This is a genomic window from Okeania sp. SIO2F4 (genome assembly GCF_010672385.1).
GTDB lineage: Bacteria > Cyanobacteriota > Cyanobacteriia > Cyanobacteriales > Microcoleaceae > Trichodesmium.
The window spans coordinates 1-1,015 of the sequence record NZ_JAAHGT010001504.1 but is presented as its reverse complement, the minus strand read 5'-3'; the positions used below and the strand labels follow the sequence as shown (position 1 = coordinate 1,015).

Annotated in this window: 2 protein-coding genes; both read left to right on the top strand. The window is 33.1% G+C overall.

Annotated features, from left to right (window positions below; translation table 11 throughout):
- Nucleotides 1–252 (top strand): helix-turn-helix domain-containing protein (locus F6K22_RS41540; protein ID WP_483244212.1); only part of this gene is annotated, 252 nt, incomplete at its 5' end.
- A 30-nt stretch (nt 253–282) separates the two neighbouring features.
- A complete protein-coding gene (locus F6K22_RS41535) occupies nt 283–720 on the top strand; it encodes a transposase family protein (RefSeq protein WP_293111059.1) in 438 nt (145 codons plus the stop codon).
- Nucleotides 721–1,015: the final 295 nt, after the last annotated feature.

Here is a 1,015-nt window from a genome sequence, read left to right as displayed (position 1 = left end):
CACCATCATTCACAAGAATCAGAACGTTTATTAGGCATCAAGTATGAACAACTCGAAAAATTCTTAAAACAAGCAGAAAAACTCCATAATAATAAGCGAGAGATAGCTTGGGCTAAAAAAGTTAGAATAATTGCTTCTGGTGGCGGTAGGCCACCTAAATTATCTATCCCAGAACAAATTATTTTAACCTTAACTTATTTAAGACATTTGACAACATTTCAACTACGCTTGAATTCAATTCGGAGTAAGTGAAACTACTGCCAATGATATCTTTAATTATTGGTGCCCAATAATTGGAGAATTATTACCGCCAAGCCTGCTAGAACAGGTAAAAAAAACTCAAGTGACCAAGAAATTGTCTCCGAAATTTTAACAGAGTACGAGTTAATCATAGATAGTTATGAACAGGGTATAGAAAGACCAAAAAAATCTGAAAAACAAAAAGAATATTATTCTGGAAAGAAAAAAAATCCTACGAGAAAAAGTCAGGTAATTGTGTTACCATTAGGCCAAGATATTGTTGATGTAGAAGCTGGAAAACCAGGAAAAAAGAGTGAAATAAATTTTTTTCGTGAAACACAAAAAAAATTATCTCCGAAACAAAAATTTACTGGGGATCAAGCTGACGTTGGAGAACCAGCAATAAAAACACCTAAGAAAAAGCCCAAAAATCAAGAATTAAGCAGTCAAGAAAAGATTCGATCGGGAAGAGCTTGCTAGTGAAAGGATTTTTGTAGAGCATATAATTAGATTACTAAAAATCTGCGCGGGTAGCCCAAGAAAGATTTAGGCTAAATCCTGAGAGATATAGGCAAATAATTATGACTATTTGTGGTCTGGTTAGATTACGAATAGGTACATTGATTTTATAGTATTAAATAAATCTCGCTCGCTAATCGCAATTATTGAGTTGATATGGCTATTTTTGAGCTAGTTTTTAATAGTAAGTATCTATAATATTGATTTTACCGTAAAAATCAACTATCTTAAGTATTTGCGTTGGCGGAGGGAGCAA